Source organism: Curtobacterium sp. MCBD17_035 (assembly GCF_003234815.2).
GTDB lineage: Bacteria > Actinomycetota > Actinomycetes > Actinomycetales > Microbacteriaceae > Curtobacterium.
Map to the genome: position 1 here is coordinate 1,051,889 of NZ_CP126279.1, position 23,575 is coordinate 1,075,463.

The 23,575-nt window shown below is 72.2% G+C and carries 20 protein-coding genes; 12 read left to right on the forward strand and 8 right to left on the reverse strand.

Features of this window, described 5'->3' with window-relative positions:
• From DEI93_RS05065 to opgC, 6 genes are all read left to right on the forward strand, one after another.
• Complete coding sequence (locus DEI93_RS05065) at positions 1-831, forward strand: ATP-binding cassette domain-containing protein (RefSeq protein ID WP_111011457.1); 831 nt, start codon at positions 1-3, stop codon at positions 829-831.
• Positions 832-1,053: 222 nt separating this feature from the next.
• Positions 1,054-2,262: a PP2C family protein-serine/threonine phosphatase gene (locus tag DEI93_RS05070; RefSeq protein ID WP_111119508.1), complete on the forward strand. Its 1,209-nt coding sequence runs from the start codon at positions 1,054-1,056 to the stop codon at positions 2,260-2,262.
• An 8-nt stretch (positions 2,263-2,270) separates the two neighbouring features.
• Positions 2,271-4,259, forward strand: a complete 1,989-nt coding sequence (locus DEI93_RS05075) for a glycosyltransferase family 2 protein (RefSeq protein ID WP_111119526.1) — start codon at positions 2,271-2,273, stop codon at positions 4,257-4,259.
• Positions 4,256-4,588, forward strand: coding sequence for an STAS domain-containing protein (locus DEI93_RS05080; protein WP_111011459.1), 333 nt, complete (start codon positions 4,256-4,258; stop codon positions 4,586-4,588). Before DEI93_RS05075 ends, DEI93_RS05080 begins: the two co-directional genes overlap by 4 nt.
• Positions 4,581-5,024, forward strand: a complete 444-nt coding sequence (locus tag DEI93_RS05085; protein WP_111119507.1) for an ATP-binding protein — start codon at positions 4,581-4,583, stop codon at positions 5,022-5,024. The genes DEI93_RS05080 and DEI93_RS05085 overlap by 8 nt, the downstream gene beginning before the upstream one ends.
• On the forward strand, positions 5,021-7,540 hold the full coding sequence (gene opgC, locus DEI93_RS05090; protein WP_258372207.1) for an OpgC domain-containing protein: 2,520 nt from the start codon (positions 5,021-5,023) through the stop codon (positions 7,538-7,540). Before DEI93_RS05085 ends, opgC begins: the two co-directional genes overlap by 4 nt.
• A 3-nt stretch (positions 7,541-7,543) precedes the next feature.
• On the opposite strand, the gene DEI93_RS05095 is transcribed toward opgC, so the two are convergent.
• Positions 7,544-9,109, reverse strand: coding sequence for a long-chain-fatty-acid--CoA ligase (locus tag DEI93_RS05095; protein ID WP_111119506.1), 1,566 nt, complete (start codon positions 9,107-9,109; stop codon positions 7,544-7,546).
• A gap of 339 nt (positions 9,110-9,448) precedes the next feature.
• On the opposite strand from DEI93_RS05095, the gene DEI93_RS05100 reads away from it, so the two are divergent.
• Positions 9,449-10,498 carry a zinc-binding alcohol dehydrogenase family protein gene (locus DEI93_RS05100; RefSeq protein WP_111119505.1) on the forward strand — a complete coding sequence of 350 codons (1,050 nt, stop codon included), beginning with the start codon at positions 9,449-9,451 and terminating at the stop codon, positions 10,496-10,498.
• A 100-nt stretch (positions 10,499-10,598) separates the two neighbouring features.
• Here DEI93_RS05100 and DEI93_RS05105 read toward each other — a convergent pair whose 3' ends face one another.
• Positions 10,599-12,329: an HAD family acid phosphatase gene (locus DEI93_RS05105; protein WP_258372206.1), complete on the reverse strand. Its 1,731-nt coding sequence runs from the start codon at positions 12,327-12,329 to the stop codon at positions 10,599-10,601.
• A 149-nt stretch (positions 12,330-12,478) separates the two neighbouring features.
• On the opposite strand from DEI93_RS05105, the gene DEI93_RS05110 reads away from it, so the two are divergent.
• Positions 12,479-13,588 carry a hypothetical protein gene (locus DEI93_RS05110; RefSeq protein ID WP_111119504.1) on the forward strand — a complete coding sequence of 370 codons (1,110 nt, stop codon included), beginning with the start codon at positions 12,479-12,481 and terminating at the stop codon, positions 13,586-13,588.
• Positions 13,589-13,645: 57 nt separating this feature from the next.
• Here DEI93_RS05110 and DEI93_RS05115 read toward each other — a convergent pair whose 3' ends face one another.
• Both DEI93_RS05115 and DEI93_RS05120 read right to left on the reverse strand, forming a co-directional pair.
• On the reverse strand, positions 13,646-15,214 hold the full coding sequence (locus DEI93_RS05115; RefSeq protein ID WP_181436010.1) for a hypothetical protein: 1,569 nt from the start codon (positions 15,212-15,214) through the stop codon (positions 13,646-13,648).
• Positions 15,215-15,225: 11 nt separating this feature from the next.
• The gene (locus tag DEI93_RS05120) at positions 15,226-15,621 is read right to left on the reverse strand and encodes a hypothetical protein (protein ID WP_111011465.1); all 396 of its coding nucleotides are present in this window, start codon (positions 15,619-15,621) and stop codon (positions 15,226-15,228) included.
• Positions 15,622-15,802: 181 nt separating this feature from the next.
• Here DEI93_RS05120 and DEI93_RS05125 point away from each other — a divergent pair, with 181 nt between their 5' ends.
• On the forward strand, positions 15,803-16,741 hold the full coding sequence (locus tag DEI93_RS05125; protein WP_258372205.1) for a C40 family peptidase: 939 nt from the start codon (positions 15,803-15,805) through the stop codon (positions 16,739-16,741).
• A 112-nt stretch (positions 16,742-16,853) separates the two neighbouring features.
• Here the strand turns inward: DEI93_RS05125 and DEI93_RS05130 are convergent, their stop codons facing one another.
• From DEI93_RS05130 to DEI93_RS05140, 3 genes are read right to left on the reverse strand one after another with little or no spacing between them, the layout of a single operon-like run.
• Positions 16,854-17,957, reverse strand: a complete 1,104-nt coding sequence (locus DEI93_RS05130) for an SDR family oxidoreductase (RefSeq protein ID WP_111119503.1) — start codon at positions 17,955-17,957, stop codon at positions 16,854-16,856.
• Between the two features lie 7 nt (positions 17,958-17,964).
• Positions 17,965-18,237 (reverse strand): hypothetical protein, encoded by a 273-nt coding sequence (locus tag DEI93_RS05135; protein ID WP_111011467.1) that lies wholly within the window; start codon positions 18,235-18,237, stop codon positions 17,965-17,967.
• Between the two features lie 5 nt (positions 18,238-18,242).
• Positions 18,243-18,404 carry a hypothetical protein gene (locus DEI93_RS05140; protein WP_181435443.1) on the reverse strand — a complete coding sequence of 54 codons (162 nt, stop codon included), beginning with the start codon at positions 18,402-18,404 and terminating at the stop codon, positions 18,243-18,245.
• Positions 18,405-18,660: 256 nt separating this feature from the next.
• Between DEI93_RS05140 and DEI93_RS05145 the strand changes: the two genes are divergently transcribed.
• Positions 18,661-19,194, forward strand: a complete 534-nt coding sequence (locus DEI93_RS05145) for a hypothetical protein (RefSeq protein WP_111011468.1) — start codon at positions 18,661-18,663, stop codon at positions 19,192-19,194.
• A 10-nt stretch (positions 19,195-19,204) separates the two neighbouring features.
• Here the strand turns inward: DEI93_RS05145 and DEI93_RS05150 are convergent, their stop codons facing one another.
• Positions 19,205-19,627, reverse strand: a complete 423-nt coding sequence (locus tag DEI93_RS05150; RefSeq protein ID WP_111011478.1) for a PPOX class F420-dependent oxidoreductase — start codon at positions 19,625-19,627, stop codon at positions 19,205-19,207.
• Positions 19,628-19,739: 112 nt separating this feature from the next.
• On the opposite strand from DEI93_RS05150, the gene DEI93_RS05155 reads away from it, so the two are divergent.
• Together DEI93_RS05155 and DEI93_RS05160 are read left to right on the forward strand one after the other, a co-directional pair.
• On the forward strand, positions 19,740-20,681 hold the full coding sequence (locus DEI93_RS05155) for an NADP-dependent oxidoreductase (RefSeq protein ID WP_111011469.1): 942 nt from the start codon (positions 19,740-19,742) through the stop codon (positions 20,679-20,681).
• Positions 20,682-20,878: 197 nt separating this feature from the next.
• On the forward strand, positions 20,879-23,380 hold the full coding sequence (locus tag DEI93_RS05160; RefSeq protein WP_146244372.1) for a glycosyltransferase family protein: 2,502 nt from the start codon (positions 20,879-20,881) through the stop codon (positions 23,378-23,380).
• Positions 23,381-23,575 lie beyond the last annotated feature (195 nt).

The window sequence follows — 23,575 nt, forward strand, 5'->3', positions numbered from 1 at the left end:
ATGACCACCACCACGGGTACGGGCACGACCGACCGCGCGCCGGGAGGCACGCCACCGGCGCTCGAGGCACGGCACGTCAGCAAGCGGTTCGGGTCCGTCACCGCCCTGCGCGACATCAACCTGCACGTCGGCAAGGGCGAGGTCCTCGGGCTCATCGGCGACAACGGCGCGGGCAAGTCGACGCTCATCAAGATCCTGACCGGGTACCACCAGCCGACGGAGGGCGAGCTGTTCCTCAACGGGGACCCGGTCACGTTCACCGGCATCGGCGACGCGCGGGAGCGGGGCATCGAGACGGTGTTCCAGGACCTGGCGCTCGTCAACACGCTGCCCGTGTACCTCAACCTCTACCTCAACAAGGAGCTCCGGCGCGGGCCGTTCCTCCGCCGCTCGGAGATGCGCGAGAACGCTCGCCGGTACCTCGACGACATCGGGATCCGGATCGCGTCGGTGAACGACGAGGTCGCGAACCTGTCGGGTGGTCAGCGGCAGGCGATCGCGGTCGCGCGGTCGGTGTACTCCGACGCGAGGATCCTGCTGCTCGACGAACCACTCGCGGCCATGGGGGCGAAGGAGGGTGGCATCATCCTCGACTTCATCTCGATGCTCCGCGAACGCGGCGAGGTGTCGATCATCCTCATCGCGCACAACTACACGCAGGTGTTCGACGTCTGCGACCGCGTCAACCTGCTGCAGCACGGCGAGATCACCCTCGACAAGCGCACCGACGAGGTCTCGGCCGAGGAGGTCCTCGACATGGTGGCCAAGGAGTACCGGCGCGGCGGACGACTGGCCGAGGGGCGGGGGCGGTTGCTCGACGAGGTGCGGTAGCGGCGGCGCGGCGCGGTTGGTCTGCCCCAGTCCAAGGGGCGAGATGACCCCGGCGCGCCCCGCACAGTGCGCACGGCACCCGATCATGCGGTAGACAGAGTGGTACGCGCTCGATCCGAAGCCATCGGCCGGCGCGGGCGGCACGTGTCGACCGGACCCCCTGGAGGTCCCGCCCGGACGCGCCACCGTTTTCCGTGTGCTCGTGATCAGGAGGCATGCGCTGTGGGGACCCAACCGACCCTCGACGACGCGACGACCGACCAGCCCAGCGTGCGCGAGGACCGACGGCAGCGCGCCGTCGAGAGCCTCGGGCTCACCGAACCGGACCGCAATCCGCGCCTCGACCGGATCACCCGGATCGCGCGTGCCATGTTCGGCGTGATGATGTCCTCGGTCACGGTGATCGACCGTGACCGCGCGCTCTACATGGGCCGTGCGGGGTTCGACGACGCCGAGTCCGGCCGGGGGGACACCCCCTGCAAGCTCGTCACCGACACGGGCGAGGTCATCACGACGGACGACGCGCGCCTCGACCCCCGGTTCGCCGACATCCGGCCCTTCGTCGAGAACGGACTCGCCTTCTACATCGGGCACCCGCTCACCGACGCCTCCGGCAACGTCGTCGGGTCGTTCTGCCTCATCGACAAGGAGCCCCGGACGCTCTCCCCCCGCGAGATGCAGGAGTTCACCGACCTCGCTGCGTGGGCCCAGGAGGAACTCCTCGCCGAGGCCGAAGCCGTGCGAGCGCGCGACACCCAGCAGGCCCTGCTGCCGGAGCGGCCGCTCGTCACCGACGAGGTCCGCGTGGAGGGCGTCTGCATCCCGTCGCTCGGCGTCGGCGGCGACTACTACGACCACGGCGTCGTCGGACGCCTCGTGCACGTCGCCATCGGCGACGTCATGGGCAAGGGCACCGCGGCGGCGATCCTCGGGGCCGCCACCCGTGCCGCCGCCCGGACGATCGTGCCCTCGATCACCGACGAGGTCTCGCTCGGCGCGGCCGTGGACCGTATCGAACGGGCCATGACCGGCGACCTCCAGCGCACGAACGCCTTCGTAACCTACTTCCACGCCACCATCGACCTCGACACCGGGCGCCTCGCCTACGTCGACGCCGGCGCGGGCCTGTCGATCCTCGTGCGCGCGGACGGGACGGCCGAGCAGCTCACCGGCACGGGCCTCCCGATCGGGATCCTGCCGCAGCCACACACCGCGCAGACGACGACGCTGTACCCGGGCGACCGCCTGGTCCTCGTGAGTGACGGGGTGCTCGACGTGCTGGACGACGAGATCGTCTGGCCGGACGAGCTCGCCGGCTACACGCGCGAGGCGGCCGACATCCACGCCCTCGTCGAACGCATCCGGTCACTCAGCGCCGAGCGGGTGCCGCTCGACGACGTCACCGTCGTGGTCGCGGAGTACCGCCCGTGACCCTCGAGATGACCCGCCGGGACCGGCGGCTCCTCGAGCACACGACCTCGCGTCGGCGGCTCGTCACCATCCGGGTCGTCGTCGTCCTCGCGGCGCTCGCCGGGGCGGACTACGTCGGATGGCGCTGGGTCGCCTCCGTCAACTGGCACTCGTGGTGGATCGCCGTGCCGCTCATCCTCGCCGAGACCTACAGCGTCATCGACTCGCTCCTGTTCGCGTTCGGCGCCTGGCGGATCCGCGAACGCGGCGAACCACCGGCCCCACCCGCCGAGGACGTCACGGTCGACGTCTTCATCACGACGTACAACGAGCCCGTCGAGCTCGTGATGCGCACGGCGCTCGCCGCGGTGGCGATCCGGCATCCGCACACGACGTGGATCCTCGACGACGGCGCGCGGCCGGAGATCCGCGAGGCCGCCGAGGCCGCGGGCATCGGCGTGATCACCCGGTCGTCGGACTGGATCGACCGGCCGCGGCACGCCAAGGCCGGCAACCTCAACAACGCGCTGCTGGCGACCGAGGGGGAGTTCCTCCTGATCCTCGACGCCGACCAGGTGCCCGACCCGCGCATCCTCGACCGCACCCTCGGGTACTTCAAGGAACCGCGGATGGCGCTCGTGCAGACGCCGCAGTGGTTCGAGAACGTGCCCGAGTCCGACGTGCTCGGCAGCCAGGCGCCGCTCTTCTACGGACCGATCCAGCAGTCGAAGGACGGCTGGAACGCCGCCTTCTTCTGCGGGTCGAACGCGATCCTCCGCCGGGAGGCCCTGATGCAGTTGGGCGTGTCCCGGTACGTCGACGAGGTCGAACAGGGCGTGCATCGCGCAATCGGCACCTCGCGCCGGTTGCTCGCGCGGGCACGGGAGGAGGCCGAGGGCCAGCCGCGCGTGCTGCAGGCGCTCGACGAGGCCGGGGCGATCGTCGACCGCGCGCGCGCCGAGCTCGCGAACGGCGACGGCATCGCCGACGTGACCTACCGGTTCCAGCGCGGCATCGACGCGATCGCGTTCCGGTTCGCCGGCGCCGACCTCGCCGCCATGCGTCAGGACCTGGCGGAGCTCGCCGCGCTGTCCGTGGAGGCCGACACCTTCGCCGCCATCGACGACTCCGCGCTCGACCTGCTCGGCCAGCGCGACGCGTCGCCGATCGTCGCGATCGAGGCGATCTCGCTCCTGGTCGGCGCGCTCGACGTCAGCCGTGGCGACGAGGCCCAGGCGATCATGCCACTGGCCACGATCTCGGTGACCGAGGACATGGCGACCGCGATGCGCCTGCACGGCCTCGGCTGGCGGTCGGCATACCACGACGAGCTCCTCGCACGCGGGCTGGCCCCCGAGGACCTGCCGACGATGCTGACGCAGCGACTCCGTTGGGCTCAGGGCACGATGCAGGTGTTCTTCCGCGAGAACCCGCTGGTGCAGCGGGGCTTGTCGTTCGCGCAGCGCCTCATGTACTTCTCGACCATGTGGAGCTACCTCTCCGGGTTCGCCGCGGTCGTGTACATCGCCGCGCCGGTGCTCTGCCTGGCGTTCGGGGTGGTGCCCGTCCAGGCGTACAGCGTCGACTTCTTCGCGCGGCTCATCCCGTTCCTCGTGCTCAACCAGGTGCTGTTCTGGGTGGTCGCGGCCGGACGCCCGACGTGGCGCGGGCAGCAGTACTCGCTCGCGCTGTTCCCGGTCTGGATCGAGTCGGTCACGTCCGCGTTCCGCAACGTGTACCTCGGGCAGCCGCTCGGGTTCCGCGTGACCCCGAAGACGAAACAGGAGTTCACCGGCCACCGGTGGGATCTCGTGCGGCCGCAGCTCGTCGCCATGGGGTGCCTCGTCGCTGCGCTCGTGCTCGTCGCCGTCCGTTACGCGGCGGGGCAGGCGCACGGCATCGCCCCCCTCATCAACTCGGCATGGGTCGTCTTCGACCTCGCGATCTTCAGCATCGTCATCCGGGCCGTTCGCTACACGGGGCCGGATGCGCTCCGGGAGAAGGAAGAGACAGCATGATCACCGTGGACGTGGAACCCGTCGAGGGCGGCGTCGTCCTGACGCCGAAGGGCCGGCTGACGGTCGCATCGGCACCGAAGCTCCGTGCGGTCGCCACGGAGCGGCTCGAGGCGGGGGACCAGATGCTCGTCGTCGACCTCTCCGGCACGACGTTCGTCGACTCGTCCGGGCTCGGCGCGCTCGTGTCCCTGCTCAAGTCGGCGCGACAGGCAGGCGGCGACCTCCGCCTCGTGGCGCCGTCCGAGCAGGTGTCGATGGTGCTCCGCCTGACGAACCTGGACCGGATCCTCCAGCCGCGCGCATCGGTCGAGGACGCCCTCCGTGACTGAGCAGCCCGCCCCGATCACCGGTGGTCGACGCGTGCACATCGACGTGCCCGCGACACTCGAGAGCATCGAGACCCTGCAGGACGCGTTCGACCGCTGGTGGACCGAGCTCGGCGACGAGGCAGCGATCGCCACGCGGTTCTCGTTCGAGACGGCGATCGTCGAGATCGCGGCCAACATCGTCGAGCACTCGCGGCGCAGCGACGCCGAGGTCGGTGGTCGCCGCTACACGCTCGACCTCGACGCGACGGACGAGGTCCTCGTCGCCGAGTTCCAGGACAACGGCCTGCCCGCCGACATCGATCTCGCGGCCGTCACCATGGCCGACATCGAGGACGAGAGCGGTCGCGGCCTCGCGCTGGCGCTCGCGAGCCTCGAGCGGCTCGACTACCGCCACGAACACGGCCGCAACATCTGGACACTCGTGTGTCGACGATGAAGCGGCGCACGACGCGCGCGGTGGCCCTGGTCATCGCGATCGCCGTGCTCGTGCTCGGGGGGACGGCGCCCGTCGCGTCGGCGGCCACCCGGTCGTCGCCCGCGGGCGTCACCGCGTCGGGGACCCCGCGCGGGACCGGCACCTGGTTCGGGCCCGACCTCGACTGGGCGAACGACGCCCCGGACGGGTACGCGGGCCGACTCGGCGCGACGCCGTCGATGTACGGCATCGACGTCGACTACCCGGTGGACGCGCGCGCTGCCCAGCAGTGGCGGACCGCGGCGCGCCAGGCCGCCGCGCAGGGCGCCGTCCTCGTGGTGAGCTTCGAACCGAGGACCTCCCTGGCACGACTGGACGCGGCCGACGCCCGGCGCGCCGACGGACTCCTGGAACAGGTCCGGAAGCAGTACGGCACGGAGCAGCTCGTCCGGTTCGCGCCCGAGATGAACGGCACCTGGGTCCGGTGGGGGCAGCAGCCGACCGAGTTCGTCAGCGCCTTCCGGCAGCTCGCACGCGTCGTCCACGCGGGGACGTCGAAGGCCCGCATGGTCTGGTCACCCTCCTACGGCTCCGGCTACCCCTTCGGTGAGGCCGCCGGTCGCCTCGCCTCGGCGAACGCGATGGACATCGCGGCACTCGACACGAACCACGACGACCGCCTGACCGAGGCGGACGACCCGTACGCGCCGTACTGGCCGGGCAGCGCCTCGGTCGACTGGGTCGGTCTGTCCATGTTCTTCTTCGGCAAGGGCAAGGCGACCGCGGCGGCGGGCCGATCGGTGTCGCTCTCGCAGAACGCGGCACCCGTCGCGGGTGAGGTCGACCGACGCTTCGACGAGTCCTGGGGGTACACCCAGCCCCAGGACCGCACCTTCTACCAGCGGTTCGCGGTCGGGGAGCACCGGCCGCTGTTGCTCGACACCGGCGCGCTGGACGTCCACTCGCTCGGCGGGGCCGCCGAGCTGACGGTCAAGCAGGGCTGGTGGCGCCAGGTCATCGCCGCGTTGCCGAGCCACCCGCTCGTCCGGGGCGTCACCTGGCTCGAGGCCGACCGTGAGGAACCCGAGGCGGGCAACCGGGTCGCGGACTGGCGGGACACCGCGGTCCGGGGGATCGCCGGGTCGTTCCGGACCGACCTGCAGGACGCCGGACGCTTCGTGTTCGGACCCGTCACGGACCGCGTCACCGCCCAGCAGGGCAGCGCGGCGACGAACCAGCAGCTCGAGACCGGCGGCGACCAGATGGCCTGGATCGTCGCGTGCGCGGTCGTGCTCGCGCTGACGTTCCTGCTGTCCGGGCTCGTCGGTCGGCTCGCGCCGTCCTGGCGGTACGACGACGACGGCAAGCCCGGGCGCGACCTCCGGATCGACCTGTTCCGCGGGTTCATCATCCTCGCGGTCGTGATCACGCACGTCGAGCTCGCCGGGCCCTACTCGTACCTCACCCTGCACGCGATCGGCGCGATCACGGGTGCCGAGATGTTCGTGTTCCTCAGCGGACTCGTGCTCGGCATGGTCTACCCGCTGGGCGTCGCGCGGTTCGGCGAGTGGGCCTCGGCGGTGAACGCGTGGCGGCGCGCCCGGAAGCAGTACCTCGTCACGCTCGGGGTGATCCTGGTCGTCTTCGCGCTGAGCTTCGTGCCGTTCCTCAAGGCGTCGGCGATCACGACGTTCACGGACCGGGGCACGGGCACCGGCGGGGTCGGCGCGGAAGGCCGCGTCTACGACCTCTACCCGAACGCCATGCGGCTGCTCGACTACCCGCCGCCCTGGTACGCCGTCCGGCAGTTCCTGCTCCTCGAGATGGGCCCGTGGCCGTTCAACATCATGGGGCTCTTCGTGGTGCTCAGCATCGCGATCCCGGTGCTCATGTGGATCATCCGACGCCGTGCGTGGTGGGCGCTGCTCATCGTCAGCTGGGCGCTCTACGTGCTCGATGCCGTGCGCCCCGACCTGTCGCCGCTGCCGTCGCAGTTCGAGGCCGTGTTCCCGCTCTTCACCTGGCAGGTGGTGTTCACCCACGGGCTCGTGCTCGGGTACTACCGGCGGCGGATCATGGCCGCGCTGACGAGCCGTGTCGGCAAGCTGCTCATGGCGATCGGCGTCGTCGGGTACGCCGGGTTCCTCGTCTACGTCTGGGCGGGTCACGTCGCCGGGTTCACCCCGACGCCGTTCCCCGCCGGGATGTACGACGAGCTGTACAACACGGCGTACCAGCGCGTCGACCTGCAGTGGGGCCGGCTCGTCGACATCGCGTTCTTCGCGGTCGTGTCGTACGCGGTGCTCACCGTGTTCTGGAAGCCGATCAACGCCGCGATCGGGTGGCTGTGGATCCCGCTCGGGCAGGCGAGCCTCTACGTGTTCGTGTGGCAGGTGTTCTTCGTGCTGCTCATCGCGTCGATCCCCGGCCTCGACAGGTCGAACGTCCTCGAGGGCATGCTCATCCACACCGCGATGATCCTGCTCAGCTGGTACATGGTGCGGAAGCGGTTCCTGTTCGCGGTCATCCCGCGGTAGCCGTCAGGCGGAGTACGTCGCCGACAGCGTGCGCCGGAGCACCTTGCCGCTCGGCCCGAGCGGCAGGGAGTCGACGACGTGGAACACCCGCGGGTACTTGAACGCGGCCACGCGCGTGCGCATGAACGCGTCGATGGCGGCGACGTCGGCGTCCGGGTCGCGGAGCACGACCGCCGCGTGGACCTCTTGTCCGTGCACGTCGTGGTGCACCCCGAACACCGCCGCCGACGTGACGTCCTCGTGCCGGTGGAGCACCGACTCGACCTCGGACGGGTACACGTTGTAGCCGTTCCGGATGATCATGTCCTTCTTGCGGTCGACGATCGTCACGTAGCCGTCAGCGCTCATCGTGCCGATGTCGCCCGTGCGGAGCCACCCGTCGCACATGGCTGCGGCCGTGGCCTCGGGCTGACCGAGGTAGCCGGTGAACAGGTTGTGTCCGCGCACGACGAGCTCGCCGGTCTCGCCCGGGGCGACGGGCACGACGCGGTCCTCGACGTCCGCGTCCGCGATGACGACGTCGACGCCCCAGATGGGCAGTCCGACGCTCCCGGCACGGCTCGGGACGCCCTTCGGGTTCACGGCGATGACAGGCGAGGTCTCGGTCATGCCGTAGCCCTCCTGGATCGGTGCGCGGAACGTCGCCTCGAACCGCTCGAGCACGGCCTCCGGCAGCGCGGAACCGCCGGAGATGCAGAAGCGCAGCGGTGGCCGTTCCGTGGTGTCGCGGGCGGCCTCGAGCAGGGCGATGAACATCGTCGGCACGCCGTCGAACGCCGTCACGCGGTGCCGGACGCACAGGTCGAGCGCCGTCGCCGCATCGAAGCGTGGCAGCAGCACGATCGTCGCGCCCCGGCGGAGCGAGGTGTTCATGACGACCGTCTGCCCGAACGTGTGGAACAGCGGCAGGCCGCCGAACACGACGTCCTCCTGTCGCAGGTCGAACAGGTCGATGAGCGACACGTTCACCTGCTCCATGAGCGCGAAGTGCGAGCCGACGGCACCCTTCGGCGTCCCCGTCGTGCCGCTCGTGTACAGGACCGTCGCCGGTTCGAGCGGGTTCACCGCGACGTACTCGTCGATCGGGTCCGCACCGCCCTCGAACTCGGCCAGCGTGACGTCCGCGCCGACCTCCGCTGCCGACGCGGCCCCGACCGCCACGACGAACGCGCCGACGTCGCGGGCCGCCGGTCCGGCCTGCGGCAGGATCGACGCCGACGCGACGAGCACCCGGGCCTCCGAGTCCCGGAGCACGTGGGCGATCTCGTCGCGCTTGAAGAGCAGGTGCACGGGCACGACGACCGCGCCCATGGCGAGGACCGCGAAGTACACGCACGGGAACTCCGTGATGTTCGGGAGCATGACGGCGACGCGGTCGCCGGGTCGGACGCCCTGCGCCCGCAGCGCACCCGCGATCGCGCGGACCCGTTCCCACAGGTCCGCGTACGTCAGGGTCTCGGTACCGCCGTCCGGGAGGGCCGTGATCACGGCCGCCTTCGACCGGTGCCGCCGCGCTCCCTCGGCCGCGATCGCCGCGACGTTCATCGTCCCGAGTCCGGGATCGGGCATGGTCTCCTCCTCATCGCGGTGCGCGTCGACGGCCCCTCCCAGGGGCGCAGGACGGCTGCGGCCATCGACCGTGTCCCGACTCCGCGTTCCGGGGGATGGTTGGTCCTCCGGTGGCCGGCGTGGCGATGCCCGGTGCTCATCCTGCCAGCCGCGTCCGTCGCCCGACCATCCCGCGAACGGGAGGCGTCGGACCGGCCGACCCATGCCTCCCGGAAGCGGCGCTGCAGACGGGCCCGGGCCCGCGGGGTCCCGATCGCATCGACGACACACCATTGACGACACGGAGTGTCATGGTGCAGAGTGATGACATTGCGTGTCGTCAAGTGGAGGAGCTGACTCATGGTGGAGAACGAGGCCGTCTGGCTGCGGAGTCCGGTCGGGCGGTTGCGGATCGGCCCCGCGCCGATGCCCACCCCGGGGCCGGGGGAGATCGTCGTGCGGGTGCGTGCCGTCGCCGTGAACCCGGTCGACGCGATGTCCGGCCTCGCGCGTCCGTTCGTGACGCCGTGGCTGCGGTACCCGGCGGTACTCGGCTCGGACGTCGCCGGCGAGGTCGTCGCCGTCGGACCGGACGTGCGGCGGTTCGGGATCGGGGCGCGCGTGCTCGGTTCCGCCGCGGGGCAGGAGCGACACCGGAACGCCGCTGCCGAGGGCGCCTTCCAACGATTCGTCCTGCTGCAGGAGCGCAACTGTGCCCCGGTCCCGGCGTCGATGCCGCTCGAGGACGCCGCGGTGCTGCCGCTCGCACTGACGACCGCGGCGGCCGGCCTGTACGAGCCGGACCAGCTCGGCCTGGCCGGGCCCTCCCTGGACCCCGAGCCGCGTCGAGCAGTCGTCCTGGTGTGGGGTGCGTCGACGAGCGTCGGGTGCAACGCCGTCCAGCTCGCGCGGGCCTCCGGGTACGACGTCCTCGGGACCGCGTCCGACCGGAACCACGATCTCGTGCGCGGACTCGGCGCCGAGCAGGTGTTCGACTACCACGACCCGGACGCCGAGCGGCGGATCACCGACGCGATCGGCGACCGGCCGCTCGCGGGGACGATCGCGATCGGCGCGGGCTCGCTCACCCGCACCCTCCGCGTCGTCCGCGCCACCGCGGGGAGTCGGCGCCTCGCTTCGGCCTACCCCACCCCGGCGACGCGACTCCGTGCGCGGTCCGCACGGCGCGAGGGCATCACCGTCTCCGCGATCTGGGGTGGAACGCCCTTGGTCAGCCAGGTGGGTCCGCTCGTCTACGAGGCGTTCCTGCCGCAGGCCCTGGCGACGGGCCGCTACGTCGCCGCTCCGGAGCGCGAGGTCGTGGGGCACGGGATCGCTGCTGTCCCCGAGGCGCTCGCCCGGCTGCGGCGTGGTGTCTCGGCGCGGAAACTCGTCGTCACCCTCGACTGAGCGCGCGCTCCTGGCGCTCCGCGCGCGGCCCGACCCATGACGAACGGGAGGCGGCGAGCCGTCGTGCTCACCGCCTCCCGTCATCGGGACCCGCCGGAGGTCAGGGCAGGTAGTACGTCGGGTTCGGCAGCTTCACCGACCGGTCGGCCGAGCCGCCGATGAGGTCGCTGTACTGGTCGCCCCAGTTGCTGACGATGTCGTACCGGCCGCCCGCAGCCGACTCGATGTGGGCGCGCGTCTGCGACTTGTACTCGATCGTCGTGCAGGACGCGGTCGCGCAGTGCACGTACGGCGGCTGCTGCGAGGCACCGATGCCGGTCCACTTCGTGTAGTAGGTCCGGTTGCCGTGCTGCGTCGCGGCGAACTCGGGGTACCCGACCTTCCGCAGGTTCGCGATCGTCGCTGCCTGCTGGCCCTCGTTCCGGCCCGTCAGCCCGATGACCGTGCAACCGGCCGCACGGGCGACCGCGACGAGGGAGGTCATCGACGGCGTCGCCGGGAACCGCTGGCCCTGCACCCAGACGTCCTGCTCGGTGGGCGAGAACGTGAAGTGCATGTCCGCGACCTCCATGTCGTACGTCCACAGGGTCGTGTCGTCGGCGTCGAGGACGATCGCCGGGTTGCGGTGCCGGGCCCTCGCGATCGCGCACTGCGCCACCACGACCGGCGCCTGTCGCGCGACGATCGACCGCACCTCGCGGATGTAGGGGCTGTCCGACTTGTTCGCGATGCCCGTGCCCGGGTCGCCGTAGTACGTCGCGATCGTCTTCTTGACGGAGTCGATGTTCGGGATGCCCTCGCCGCCCTGCGTCGCGCCCGATGAGCCGTCGGGTGCCATCGTGAAGTGCGTCCGGGGTGCCAGCCAGGGCTCCGAGACCCCCGGCAGGTCCGCCGAGGGGAGGAAGTAGGTGGGGTTCGGGAGCTTGAGGGTGTGCTCGGCGTACCCGCCCTGCAGGTCGGAGTACTGGTCGCCCACGTTGAGCGTGATCGTGTAGCCGAGGTCCTGCTCGATGTGCTTGCGCGTCCCCGCCTTGAACTCGACCGTCGTGCACGTCGCGACGCACGTGACGTACGAGGGCTGCTGGGAGGCACCGACGCCGGTCCACTTCGTGAAGAAGTCGTCGGACGTGAATCCGTCGTACCCGTCCTTCGCCAGGTTGGCGAGGGTCGCGGCCTTCTGGTCGTCGTTGCGGCCCGTGACGCCGAAGATCGTGTAGCCGATCGCCGCCGCCCGGTTCACGAACGACACCATCGACGGGGTCGCGGGGAACCGCTCGCCCTGCACCCAGACGTCCTGCTCGGCGGGCGAGAACGTGAAGTGCATGTCCCCGACCTCCATGTCGTACGTGAACAGCGTCGTGTCGTCGCTGTCGAGCACGATGGCCGGCTTCTCGCCCGCGGCCACGGCGGCGTCGTACTGGCGCTGGAGCTGGCCGCTCTCCCGCCGCACGATGGCGGCCATCTCGCGGATGTAGGGGCTGTCGGTCTTGTCGGCGATGCCCGTGCCCGGGTCGCCGTAGTAGGTCGCGATCGTCTTCTTGACGGAGTCGATGTTCGGGATGCCCTCGCCACCCTGGGTCGCGCCCGAGGAGCCGTCGGGCGCCATCGTGAACTGCGTCCGTGGTGCGAGTGCCCGGTCGACGCCACTGCCGACCCCGCCCTGACGGTGGTCCGGCGTGATCGTCGTGGTGTGGTGCCCGACGACGGGCGACGCGGTCGCGACCCCGGCGCCCAGGAGTGTCGACCCGAGCACGAGGCCGACGGTCGTCACCCCCACGACGGCGAGTCGGACGGCGGTGGTGGAGCTGCTGATCCCCTGATGTCTGCGCAACTGGTTCTACCGTTCTCGTGGATGCACCCCGTTCGGGGGTGTGCTCGGCACGATACCTGGGGATCGGCACAGGAACGAGCATGAATTCGCCGAGGCGACGAGCGATCCGGAGCCTGAGGATGCGTCAAGGTGTCGTTCCACCCGATCGCGTGGCGGAGCAGGATGACGACGGCGGCGCCGACCCGACGGCGCTGCCGGGAGGCAGGACCATGCGCATCCTCGCGTACATCCTCAGCGTGCTCGTGTCGACGGTGCTCAGCATCGGCGGAGCACTGCTCGTGGCGATCCAGCTGCGGGGCGGCCCCGACGGTCTCGTCGTGGCGGCCGGCACGGGCGTCGCCCTCATCGTGTACGGTCCGCTGCTCCTCGGGTCGTGGAACACGTTCTGGGATCGACGGTCCTCGCCCGACGCTGGTCGGTACCTGCGTCGGGCGGGCGTCGTCGTGCTCGCGGTCGACCTCGCCGCGGTCGGCCTGCTCGTCGTCGCGACGGTGGTCGCGGGCGGACCCGTGTGGGTGCCCGTGCTCGTCGCGCTCGTGACCGCGCTGCTGCTCGTCGTCGCGAGACCGCTCGGTGACCGCCTCCGGCGCGCCGAGCGCCCACTGGCGTCGCCCTACCGGTGGCAACCCGTGGACCCCGGTCTGATCCGTCGGAAGCTCCTGATCGTGTCGGTGGTGTTCGCTGGCATGGTGGTCCTCGCGTCGGCGTGGGTCGTCGTCGATGCGGTCCTCGGGCGCGAGCGTGGTCTCGACCTCGCGACGACGGGACTCCTCGGGGCGGAGATGACGTTCATGGTCCCGGCGTTCGTGATGGTCGTCCTGGTCGTGCCGCTCCAGCGCCGGTTGCGGGATGCGGCGGGCCGCGATCTCGCACGCCTCCGGCAGTTCAACAAGGTCGTCCTCCGTGGGAAGGCCCTCGACCTCTCGGCGGCGGACCAACGGGCTGCGGCGCGGTACGCCTCCACGGTCCCGACGGTCCTCGGGCTGCAGATCGGGTACTTGGCGCTGTTGTACGCCGGGATCGCCTGCAACGAGTTGTCGTTGACCCTCGACGGGATGACGCGGCTCGGCATCGTCTACCTCGGGGTCCTGGTCGTCGGGGCCGCGGTCGCCATCCCCGCGGCGGTCGTGCGGATGCGTCGCGCTCGCGCCTACGCCGTCGCGCACGCCGACCTCCTCGACGACCACGGCGGTGACGACGGGGTCGCGGCCGCGAACGTCGTCTCGGTCGCCCCGCCGCAGCCCCACCCAGGGGTGTGACGGACGGGAGGCACTCCACTGTCGTGCGCAGCGCCTCCCGTTCGTCGCCCCTGCTGCTCAGCCGCCGGGCGTCGGGGACGGCGTCGCGGTCGGCACGGCCGACGACTCCGCCCGCTTGGCGAGCTCGTTCAGCGCCGCCTGCGCCAGGTCCCGGAGCTGCTGTGGCGTCAGCTTCGACAGGTCCGGGGATCCGGCCGACCCGGTCGATCCGGAGGCTCCGCTCGAGCCCGAGGCACCGGTCCCGCCGTCCGTCCCCGCGGACTCCGTGCCCGATCGGGTCACGACGTCGCCGTTCGCGTCGTACAGCGTGGCCGCGCCCGCAGCGTCGATGACCGCGCGGTAGACGACGCCCTGGGACTGCCCGATGGAGGCGACCCACTGGTTCCGCGCTCCGGGCACGATCTCGAAGATCTTGAGCCCGCTGGCCCAGTCGGGCAGGTAGCTGTAGGTGGTCTTGATGGTCGAGGCCACCGACGAGTTCGCCTGCCGCGCGGACCCCTTCTCGTACTCGTAGACCGTGATCGGGTTCCGGCTGCCGGCGTGACCGACCGAGGCGTCGACGACGGAGAGCGCGACGACCGAGGACGACGACCCGGGCGGGGTGAGCGGGGTGACGTACGTGGCGTGGTCGTCGCTCGCCCGGCGGAGTCCGAGCTCGGACGGGTTGAACGAGTCGGGGTTGTCCGAGTCGTCCGACGTGTCCTCGTACCCGGAGCGGTGGAACCAGTAGTCGCCGAACGAGCCGAGCGCACGGAGGGCCACCCGCTGTCGCTTGGCGAGGGACTGCGGGTACGCGGGGCCGGGGAGGTCAGTGGCACGGGTCACGATGCGGACCTCGCCCGTCCGGCCGTTGTACAGGGCGTCGCCGGCGAAGTCGTACGACGTGTCCCAGAACCCGTGCACCTGGGTCAGCGGCACGACGACCTCGGGGGCCCGGCCGTCGCAGTACCCGTAGACGTCGGTCGGGTCGAAACCGACGGTCGGTGGGGTCGCGGCGTCGATCGCGCGGGTGAGCGAGTTGGTCGGCAGGGACCCTCCGACGCGGAGCCGCGCCGTGCGCGTGAAGTCGCACGTCGTCACCTGGTCGGGCTCGGTCTGCCCGAAGAGGGGCATGTCCTGCACCTGGACGCTCTCGTAGCCGGCGAGGAACCCGCGACGCTGCACGAGCGCGTCCCACAGTCCGTGGCTGCGCTGGTCGGTGAGCGACTTGACCGGCAGCGCCGTGCCCGTCGTGTCGCCGAGGTTCTTGGTCGACGAGGTCGCGGCGACGTCGTACGGGGAGCGTTCGGCGAAGCTCGGTGCCGGGTGGTCGACGGTCCGGACGTCGGCGACGTACAACCGGTCGACGTCGTACGCGTGCCGGACCCAGGCGACCACGGAGCCGGCGAAGACGAGCACGAGCACGGCCGCGAGCACGGCCCGGAGCGACGGCCCGACGCGGAGTCCCACGAGCACGAGCGCGGCCAACACCGCGAGGGGGATGAGGACGAACGCACCGGCGACACCCGTGCGCACCACGCCGTGTGCGACCTGCGGACCCCACAGCCAGGCGATCAGGGCGACGACGGCGATCCCGACCGCGGCGGCCGTGATGCGGGGACCGGTCAGGGGCGGCAGGAAGCGCATCCGACGATCATTCACCACGGAGTGACGAGCTGCTCCCGCGGCAGTCCGTTCCGCGCGGCCCAGCGGTCGAACGCGCCGCCGTCGTTGAGGGGTGCGTCGCGGTCCACCCGGTGGCCCAGGTCCCGGAGGCGCACCGCGAGTGCGTGTCCCTCCGCGCGCAGCGGTCGGACCCCGACGCCCACGACGGCGGAGCCGGCGAGCACGGCGAGGGCGGCGACCACGACGCCGACCGGTGCGGGTGCCAGGGCGGCGGCGGCCGCGGCGACGACGAGGAGCACGATGAACGCGGCGAGGGCGCGGTAGGCCGGCAGGCGGACGCCGGCCAGGCGGCGGGCGTTCTCCGGGCCGATGCGCGCCGCCCAGATCCGGTCGCTCGCGGTGGTGTTCCATCGGCGGATGACGGGCATGTCGTCACCGTACGGAGGCGCCGGCGTTCGGTCATCCCCCAGATCGCGCGCCACCGGACGGGTCGCATCGAACCTGTGGAGACCCGCAGGCGCGCACGGCCCGCTGCCAGGGCGACCGTCAGACGGTTACCAATACGTTATCTTCTCGTGTCCCGCGCTCGGCGGGACGAGGAAGGGACACATGGCAGGACGACACGCGCTCCCCGTCGAGGACCGCCGCACCCGACGTGCCGACACCAGCGCCGTTCGTCCCCGTCCCACCGCAACCGTCGCCGAGCGCGTCGTCGTCGTCGCCTCGCCCCTCGCCGAGCACCGCCCCGCCGAGGCGAGCCGCCGGGCCGAGATCCGCCGTGCCGAGGCCCACCACGCCGCAGCCCGCCTGGCCACGGTCCGTCGGGTCACCGCCGCCCGCGCCCTGCCGGTCGTCGCGACCGCCCCGGCCGTCGCCGCCCCGGTCCTCCGTCACGAGCGCCGTGCCGTGAGCGCGAAGCGTCTCTCGCTCATCGTCGCCCCGATCCTCGCCATGACGTCGTGCATCGCGTTCGGGCTCCCCGCCAACGCGGACACGCTGAGCAGCGCCGCCGCGGCCGTCACCTCGTCGACCCCCGGCGCACAGCAGTACACCGTGTCGCGGGACATCACGCTCCCCGTCATCGAGCACGACGGCACGACGATCATCGCCGCGCCCGCCCCGACCGAGGTCGTCGTCAGCGGCGGTGCGACCGTCTCCGGCGCGCAGAGCGCGATCGTCGACGCCCTGAGCGCCGGCGGCAAGCGTGCGCAGGTCATCCAGACCGCGCTGACCTACCTCGGCGACACGTACGTCGAGGGCGGCGCGACCCACGCGGGCATCGACTGCTCGGGCCTCGTCATGGTCTCGTACGCGTCGGTCGGGATCCCGCTCGTCCACTACGTGCCGACGCAGGACGCCGCTGCGACGACGATCCCCGAGTCCGAGGCGCAGCCCGGCGACCTCGTCGTCTACGACAGCGAGGCCCACATCGGCCTCTACCTCGGCAACGGCCTCGTGATCCAGGCACCGCACCCGGGCGAACCCGTCGACATCATCCCGATGTTCTCCGCCCCGCACCACTTCGCGCGGGTCCTGCCCGCCGACTGACCGGCGGACGGGAGGCGCGGGACCGGCGCGCCCCGGACCTCCCGGGATCGTGTCTGTCAGGAGGCGCGGGACCAGGCCGATCCGCACCTCCCGGCGTCCGCGCCGATCGTGCTCAGACCGGCTCGACCTCGACGCCCGGTGCGGCCGGCAGGATCCGCCGACGACCGAGGTCGTCGAGGAGCTCGACGAGACGGTCGGCGCTGTCGTGGCACTCGCCGAACCCGGCCTGCCGGAGCTTGATCACGTTCGACACGTTGTCCCACGTCGAGCCGAGGATCATGTCCCCGAACCGCCAGTCGACGAGCTCCGTGTACGGGGTCGGAACGAGACCGTGCCGCTCCACCATGCGGTTCCACAGGTCCTCGCGCGGTGGCATCACGGTCGCCAGGGGGAGCGTCTGCGGCTCGCCGAGCTCGAGGCCGAAGTGGTCCGCGAGTCGCTTCCAGAGGTGACTCCACCGCACGACGTCGCCGTTGGTGATGTTGAACGCCTCGCCCGCCGCGGTCGGCGCCGAACCGGCCCAGTCCGTCGCGCGCGCGAGGAGCTCGGCGTCCGTCATCTGGTACAGGATCCGGTCGTACGTCTCGCGCTGCCCCGGGAACCGGAGCGGCAGACCGAGCTCGCGGGTCATCGCGACGTAGGTGCCGATCGCCATAAGGAGGTTCATCGGCGTGCCCTGCGCGTACCCCATTACGGCCTCGGGCCGGAACACCGTGAGCGCGAACCCCCGCTGGGCCGCACGCTCACGCAGCAGGTCCTCTTGGTCGTAGTAGAAGTTCGGCACGAGGAGACGCGGGTCGTCCTCCTTGGCGGGCGTCGTGAACCGGCCGAGGTGGGCGCCGTAGTACTTCATGCCCTGGTAGAGCGTCACGTGCCGGAGTGGAGCGCCGAGCCGGTCAAGTGCGTCGAGGGTGTGCTCGAGGAGTGCCACGTTCGGGCCGATCTGCTCCGCGAGGTCCGCCTTCTCGATGTACGCGGCGAACGCGAGGCGCGTCGTGTCGGACGCCGCGCGCAGCCCCTCGACGGCGGCGTCGGCGTCGAGCAGGTCCACCGGCAGGTGGGTCCAACCGGACACGCCCTGCGGCGCCCGGCGGCTGATGCCCCGCGTCGTCACACCAGTGCGGGCGAAGTGCTCGACGACGCTGCGACCGACGACGCCGCCAGCACCGGCGACCAGGACCGCGTCGTTCGTCGGGGCGGTGGTCTCGGTCGTCATGGGCGTCCTAGGTCTCGTCGGCTCCTGCGATCGTGCGCGCGGCGTTCCGGACGCCGGCACAGAGCAGCCCGACCTCGGGTTGCATCGACACGATCTCGTCGAACCCACTCTGCACCTCGGAGTACCCGAGGAGCCCAGCGACCGCTTGTCGGGGGATCGCGTGGGTCCGGAGCATCCACTGCCCGCTCGCGGCGAAGCACGGCGTCATCGTGCGCTGCGGCGCGTCCACGGGGAGCGACGCCGCCCGCCCGAGCCGGTGGGTGTCCGGCCAGCCGTCCACGTCGATCAGTCCCGTCGACGGAGCGCGGACGAATCGCGGAAGAAGTCCTCGTAGCGATCGTCGTGCCCTGTCTCGGGCGCGTACCCGCGGCGCCACAGCTTGCGCTGCCGCTTGAACGTCGTGATGCGGACCGGTGCGACGCCCGGTTCGGACTCGTACGAGCTCATGCCCATCATCCCTGTCGTCATGCGCAGTCGTGACGATGCCGGGACTGCCCCGACGCAGTTCCCGGCTTCCGTCTGGTAGTGCCAACCGTACCTCGGATGAGGGGCAGAATGTCGGTTCTCGTCCGTTCGATGCGGGACTGGCCCAGGTGCTTCGCGCAGCGGCTCTCGTGCGCCGTCAGGTCCTGCGCGGCAACCGGTCCGGCGACCCGGCTCCGCGCACGGCTGCCGCGTGGGACGTGTGGACGTAGAGTGGGGCATGGCCGTCCAGACCGCAACGATCATCGCGCTCGTCGGTGCCGGTGCCACGGGCCTCCTCGACGAACTCGGCGCACTCCGCGGGGTCGACGCCCTCCGACTCGGCGAGGCGGACGCCGACGGCACCGCGCGGATCAGCGCATCGAACGGGACGTACGTCGTCCACGACGCCGACCCCCTGGCGCACGTCGCCGCCGCGTGGGTCGAGTTCTTCGACGACCGCAGCACGCTCGGCACGCTCGAGCTCGAGGTCGAGACGGCGCTCGCCGCCTTCGCCGCGGGCCACCGCGTCATGCCGGACTACTACGTCGTGCTCGACCCGGAGTCCGTCGAGGGCACCTGGCGGCACTGGTGGTTCGGGGCGCTCGCCGTCGAGGGACCGCGACGGGTGCTGCCCGAGCCGGCTTCGGCCTGGGCGGTCCGGAAGCGGCTCGGACGGCTCCCGATGGCACCGCGTTGGAAGGACCCGGCGGCCTGGTTGCCCGACCTGCGGTTCACGATTCCGGACCGCACGGGTCTCGCGGGACTGGGCTGAGCGATGTCCGTCAGGTCGTCGGCTGGTCGTTGTCCTTCATGGCGCCCCAGCCCGTCCACCGGTCGATCTCGATGACGCCCGTGGTGCGCGGCCGGACCTGGTCCGGGTAGGCGCCGCCCGTGTAGTGGGTCGAGATGCGGTCGATGTCCCGGAGGCCCTCGTCGGCGTACAACTCGACCACCCGGCCGATCAGGGTGACGTGGGTGTACCAGTCGCCCTCGGCGAGGACCGTCAGGCTGACGCGCTGGTCACGCCGCAGGTGCTTGAGGCGCACACGGCTGTCGTCCATGCTCACGAGGACCCGGCCGTCCTGCCACAGGTACCAGGTGGCCGCGGTGACGGGCGTGCCGTCCGACCGCAGGGTGGCGATGACGGCGGGGTTCGGCTGCTGGAGCATCGCGACGGCGTCGTCGGGGAGCGGTGGCAGGGACATGTGGTCTCCGTTCGTCGTGGGATCGGTCCCCGTCATCCTGGCAGGTGCGACCTCGACGGTCGGCCGGGGGCTCGCTGGGTGTGGAGGGCCGCGGTCGCGGTAGACCAGGAGGATGCGCGTCATCGGAGTACAGGAGTTCGGAGGGCCCGAGGCCCTCGCCGTCCACGAGGTCCCGGAGCCGCACGCCGGCCCGGGCGAGGTGCGGATCGGGGTGCGGGCGTTCGCCGTCAACCCGACCGACGCCGGTGTGCGCGGCGGCGGACGCGACCTCGGCGGCGCCCAGCCCCCGTACGTGCCCGGCATGGACGCCGCCGGCATCGTGGACGAGGTGGGCGAGGGCGTCGACCAGTGGCAGACGGGCGACGAGGTCATGGCGATCGCGCTGCCGCTGCGCGAGCACGGGGGAGCGTACGTCGAGCACCTCGTCGCCGCGCCGGACTCGATCGCCCGGATCCCGGCGGGTGTCGGCTTCGAGCAAGCCAGCACGCTCCCGATGAACGGGCTGACGGCCGTGCGGATCCTCGAGCTCATGCACCTCGAGCCCGGCCAGACCCTGATGGTGACCGGAGCCGCCGGGACCCTCGGCACGTACCTCGTGCCGCTCGCGAAGCAGGCCGGACTCGTCGTGATCGCCGACGCCGCCGAGAAGGACCGTGCGCTCGTCGAGTCGCTCGGTCCCGACCACGTCGTCGAACGCGGGGACGGGGTGGTCGATCGGATCCGGGCGATCGTGCCCGACGGGGTCGACGGTCTCGCGGACACCGCGCTCTTGCACGAGCAGGTCGTCCCCGCGATCCGGGACGGGGGCGTCTTCGTCGCCGTGCGCGGCTGGCCGGGCAACGGCGAGCGGGGCATCCGGTTCGAGCGCGTCATGGTGTTCGACGAGTACCACTCCGGACACAAGCTCGACCGGCTCCGGCAGGACGTCGAGGACGGCCTGCTCACCCTGCGCGTCGCCGAGGTCCTGCCCGCCGCGGACCCGGAGTCGGCCCGCGACGCCCACCGGCGCATGGAGGCCGGGGGCGTCCGTGGTCGGTTCGTGCTCGTCTGGTGACACCGGGCCGGGAGGCGGTGCGAGCGCGGGTGGGCGGGGGCGCGGTCCTCGTCGTACCCGCGCCGTCGCCGTGATGACGCGGCTCGGTGCGTCCGGGTGACCGGACGGGTGAATCCGGGCGGGACGCATCCCCGACGACCGGCGGGAGGCCGTCGGCCGCGGACCGGAGCGTGACGGCGGCGACCTAGCGTCGGCGGGTGGCCCCGTTCCTCCCGACCGACAGCAGACGAGTCATGGCGATCCGGCGGCTCGTCGGGTTCGCGGTGCTCCCCGTCGTCGGCGGGCTCGCACCACTCGTCGCGGTCCCCGCGGTCGCCGCGCGGTTCGGTGCGGAGGGGTGGCGCGACGTCGCGGTCGGGCAGTCGATCGGGGCGGCCGCGGCGGTCGTCGTCGAGCTCGGTTGGGGGATCAGCGGGCCGCAGCGGTCCGCCCGTCAGTCGCTCGGCAACCTCCGTCGCTCGGTCGGGCTCGCACTCGTGACCCAGGTGCTCGTCCTGCTGCCGGTGACCGCGGGTGTCTGGGTCGTCGCGCACCTGGTACCCGTCGGTGCTCCCGCGCTCGTCGGCTGGATCGGCACCGCGGGGGCACTCGGTTCGGTCAACGTCGTCTGGTGCTGGATCGGCCTCGGGCGGCCGGGGCCGATCCTCTGGGCGGACACACTGCCCCGCACGCTGCCGGTCGTCGTCGCCGCGGTCGCCCTCGCTGCCGGTGCGCCGCTGTGGGTGTTCCCCCTCGCCCTGGTCGTCAGCGGACTCGTGCCGGTCGTGCTCGGGACGACGCTGCTCGGCATCGGACCGGCGACCCTGCGACAGCTCACCCCGCGGCTCGTCGTGCGCGCCGTCCGGATCCAGCTGCAACCGCTCCTCGGACGCGTGCTCAGCGCCACCTACATCAGCGTCCCGATCACGCTCGCCGGCGTCAGTGCGCCCGGGGCCGTCGCGGTGTTCGCCGCCGCTGACCGGCTCCAGCGATGGGCGCTCACCGCGCTCAAGGCCCTGCCGACCGCACTCCAGGGGTGGGTGGGTGGCCCCGCCGATCCGGACCGGCGGATCCGCCGGGCCTGGGTCGCGCTCTGGGGGAACGTCGGCGTCGGGGTCCTCGTCGGCGCCGGGTTCGTCGTCGTGGTCCCCGCGGTCTCGCGCGGGTTCTTCGCCGGCGTCGCCACCGTCGCGCCCGACCTCGCCGTGCTGAGCGGCCTGCTCGTCGTCGTCGTCACGACCTCGCGGGCCACCGGTGGCCTGGTGCTCGTGGCGCTCCGCGGGGTCCCCGCGATCACCCTGAGCGCCGCCGCCGGATGCCTGGTCGGGGTGCCCGGGGTGCTCGTCCTCGCCCGCGTCGACGGTGCGCGCGGAGCGATGCTCGGGGTGCTCTCCGCCGAGGCCGCGGTGCTCGCCGTGCAGGTCGTCGCCGTCGTCGTGCTCGATCGGCGGCGGCGACGGCGCGTCCGGCGGGCCACATCGGTCCTCCGCGTCGCACACGTCCGCGTCGACGACCCCGCCTACCCGCGCAACGCCCGCGTGCGCCACCACCTGCGTGCGGCGGGGTTCACGGTGGACGTCGTCCGGCGCCACCGGGGCGGGAGCGTCATCGGACGGATGACCCGCGACGTCCGCACGGTGCTCGGGCTCCGTGGGTACGACGTCCACCTCCTCGCCGAGATGTCGCTCGTCGTCGCACCGCTCGTCGCACTCGTCGCGCGGCTCCGCGGCGGGGTCGTCGTCGTCGATCGGTTCGTCGGGCAGTACGAGACGGACATCGACGACCACGGTCTTGCGGCCCCGCGGTCACTCCGCGCCCTCCGCTGCCGGGTCGTCGATCGCCTGGCCGAACGCTCCGCCGACGTGCTGCTCATCGACACCGAGGTGCGGGCCGCGGCGCTCCGGGAACGGGTGCCGGCGCGGACGGCCGTGGTGAGCCTCCCCGTCGGGGCGCCGGCGTGGGCGGGCCCGGCGGCGGTCCCGCCGGCGGAGGCTGGCGCCATGGCCGTGTCGCGCGCCGGCGCTGCTGCCGACGTTGCTGCGGGCGCTGCTGCCGGCGTTGCTGCCGACGTTGCTGCGGGCGCTGCTGCCGGCGCGGGCGCCGGCGCTGCCGCTGAGGCCGGCACGTTGCCTTCGGGTCGCGCGGCCGCTGCGTCCGGGCCGCTCCGCGTGCTGTTCTACGGCCACGACGTCCCGCTGCACGGCGTCCCGGTCATCGTGTCGGCGCTCGGCGAGGTCGGTCGTCCCATCCGCGCGACGTTCGTGTCGTACGCCTCGGTCCTCGAGCGGATCCGCGCACAGCTCCACGACGAGGGCGACCGGGTCGACGCGACCCTGCTCGAACCCGTGCCGGCAGAGGAGCTCGCCACGGTCATCGCCAACCACGACGTCGTCCTCGGGGTGTTCGGCACGTCGGACAAGGCCCGGTCCGTGATCCCGAACAAGGTGTGGCAGGGGCTCGCGTGCGGGCGGACCGTCATCACGGCGGCGAGCCCGGCGCTCGCGGAACTCCGCCCGCTCGTCGGTCCTCAGCTGGTCGAGGTGCCGCCGGGCGACGCCGAGGCGTTGGCCGGTGCCCTGCGCGCGGTCGTCGACGGCCCGGTGCTCTCGGACGGTCCGTGGGTCGGCACGGCCGAGCGGCTCGAGGCGTACGCCGCCGCGAGGCACGCACGGTTCGCCGCGCTCCTCCGCCAGCGGTGTGCGGCGCGTGCGGGAGCCTGAGGTGCGACAACCCGGCGGGTGCGCCCGCGGACGACGACCTGGCGGGTGCGCGCGCGGACGACGACCTGGCGGGTGCGCGCGCGGACGACGACCTGGCGGGTGCGCGCGCGGACGACGAGGGCGCCGCCAGACGACAGCGCAGTCGTCGTCCATGCGCGCACGTCCGAGTCGGCCCGACCCGTGCCACCACTCCCG

Coding starts and splice junctions, on each gene's coding strand:
- DEI93_RS05065 (WP_111011457.1), top strand. CDS start 1: ATGACCACCACCACGGGTACGGGCACGACCGACCGCGCGCCGGGAGGC.
- DEI93_RS05075 (WP_111119526.1), top strand. CDS start 2,271: ATGACCCGCCGGGACCGGCGGCTCCTCGAGCACACGACCTCGCGTCGG.
- DEI93_RS05080 (WP_111011459.1), top strand. CDS start 4,256: ATGATCACCGTGGACGTGGAACCCGTCGAGGGCGGCGTCGTCCTGACG.
- opgC (WP_258372207.1), top strand. CDS start 5,021: ATGAAGCGGCGCACGACGCGCGCGGTGGCCCTGGTCATCGCGATCGCC.
- DEI93_RS05095 (WP_111119506.1), bottom strand. CDS start 9,109: ATGCCCGATCCCGGACTCGGGACGATGAACGTCGCGGCGATCGCGGCC.
- DEI93_RS05100 (WP_111119505.1), top strand. CDS start 9,449: ATGGTGGAGAACGAGGCCGTCTGGCTGCGGAGTCCGGTCGGGCGGTTG.
- DEI93_RS05115 (WP_181436010.1), bottom strand. CDS start 15,214: ATGCGCTTCCTGCCGCCCCTGACCGGTCCCCGCATCACGGCCGCCGCG.
- DEI93_RS05120 (WP_111011465.1), bottom strand. CDS start 15,621: ATGCCCGTCATCCGCCGATGGAACACCACCGCGAGCGACCGGATCTGG.
- DEI93_RS05125 (WP_258372205.1), top strand. CDS start 15,803: ATGGCAGGACGACACGCGCTCCCCGTCGAGGACCGCCGCACCCGACGT.
- DEI93_RS05130 (WP_111119503.1), bottom strand. CDS start 17,957: ATGACGACCGAGACCACCGCCCCGACGAACGACGCGGTCCTGGTCGCC.
- DEI93_RS05140 (WP_181435443.1), bottom strand. CDS start 18,404: ATGAGCTCGTACGAGTCCGAACCGGGCGTCGCACCGGTCCGCATCACG.
- DEI93_RS05145 (WP_111011468.1), top strand. CDS start 18,661: ATGGCCGTCCAGACCGCAACGATCATCGCGCTCGTCGGTGCCGGTGCC.
- DEI93_RS05150 (WP_111011478.1), bottom strand. CDS start 19,627: ATGTCCCTGCCACCGCTCCCCGACGACGCCGTCGCGATGCTCCAGCAG.
- DEI93_RS05155 (WP_111011469.1), top strand. CDS start 19,740: ATGCGCGTCATCGGAGTACAGGAGTTCGGAGGGCCCGAGGCCCTCGCC.